Origin of the sequence: Paenirhodobacter ferrireducens, from assembly GCF_004022265.1 — a bacterium.
Classification (GTDB): domain Bacteria; phylum Pseudomonadota; class Alphaproteobacteria; order Rhodobacterales; family Rhodobacteraceae; genus Rhodobacter; species Rhodobacter ferrireducens.
Map to the genome: position 1 here is coordinate 1 of NZ_SAVB01000053.1, position 1,384 is coordinate 1,384.

General features: G+C 66.1%; 2 protein-coding genes. Both read right to left on the reverse strand.

The annotated features are described in order from the left end of the window. Positions 1 to 58: 58 nt before the first annotated feature. Positions 59 to 703: a 3-oxoacid CoA-transferase subunit B gene (locus tag EOW65_RS19800; protein ID WP_128151000.1), complete on the reverse strand. Its 645-nt coding sequence runs from the start codon at positions 701 to 703 to the stop codon at positions 59 to 61. After that, positions 703 to 1,384 (reverse strand): CoA transferase subunit A (locus EOW65_RS19805; protein WP_164880181.1); only part of this gene is annotated, 682 nt, incomplete at its 5' end. The genes EOW65_RS19800 and EOW65_RS19805, both read right to left, overlap by 1 nt.

Consider the following 1,384-nt stretch of genomic DNA (forward strand, 5'->3'; position numbering starts at 1 on the left):
CGAATGCAAAGGCCCCGCGGGTGGGCGGGGCCTTGCGGGTCGGTGTGCAGCGGACGCGTCAGTCGACGATCGTCGCCTCGGTCGCGGCGCGCAGCTGCTCCTCGCTCACGCCCTCGGCGAGCTCGACGATGTGCAGCCCCTTGTGCGTCACGTCGAGCACGCCGAGGTTGGTGATGATCCGGTCGACCACGCCCTGACCGGTCAGCGGCAGGGTGCAGGCCTTCAGCACCTTCGACTCGCCGTGCTTGTTGGTGTGGTCCATCACCACCACGACGCGCTTGACGCCCGCGACGAGGTCCATCGCCCCGCCCATGCCCTTGACCAGCTTGCCCGGGATCATCCAGTTCGCCAGATCGCCCCTTTCCGACACTTCCATCGCGCCGAGGATCGCCATCGCGATCTTGCCGCCGCGGATCATCCCGAAGCTGGTGGCAGAGTCGAAATAGGCGGTCTGCGGCAGTTCGGTGATCGTCTGCTTGCCGGCATTGATGAGGTCGGGATCCTCGTCGCCCTCATAGGGGAAGGGGCCCATGCCGAGCATGCCGTTCTCCGACTGCAGCGTGACATTCACCCCCGCGGGGATGAAGTTCGGCACCAGCGTCGGGATGCCGATGCCGAGGTTCACATAGGTGCCGTCGTGCAGTTCGAGCGCGGCGCGTGCGGCCATCTGGTTGCGGTCCCAGCCCTTCACCACTTCGGCCATCACGCTTCCTCCCGCTTGCGCACGGTGCGCTGTTCGATGCGTTTCTCGTGCGTGCCCTGGATCAGCCGGTGCACGTAGATCCCGGGCAGATGGATCAGGTCGGGGTCGATCGAGCCGGTCGGCACGATCTCCTCGACCTCCATCACGCAGACACGCCCGCACATCGCCGCCGGCGGATTGAAGTTGCGCGCGGTCTTGCGGAAGATCGCGTTGCCGCTCTCGTCCGCCTTCCAGGCCTTGACGATCGAGACATCGGCGACGATGCCACGCTCGAGGATATAGGTCACGCCGTCGAAGTCCTTGTGCTCCTTGCCCTCGGCGACCACGGTGCCGACGCCGGTCTTGGTGTAGAAGCCCGGAATGCCGGCGCCGCCGGCGCGCATGCGCTCGGCCAAGGTGCCCTGCGGGTTGAATTCGAGCTCGAGCTCGCCCGAGAGATACTGGCGCATGAATTCCGCGTTCTCGCCGACATAGGACGAGATCATCTTGCGGATCTGCCGGGTGTCGAGCAGCTTGCCGAGGCCGAAGCCGTCGACGCCGCAATTGTTCGAGGCGATGGTCAGGTCCTTGACCCCGCTCGCGACCAGCGCGTCGATCAGAAGCTCCGGAATGCCGCACAGGCCGAACCCGCCCGCCGCAATCGTCATCCCGTCGACCAGAAGCCCATCAAGAGCCTCCGAC

Excerpts from the sequence above, each read along its gene's own strand:
- EOW65_RS19800 (WP_128151000.1), bottom strand. The coding sequence starts at position 703 with ATGGCCGAAGTGGTGAAGGGCTGGGACCGCAACCAGATGGCCGCACGC.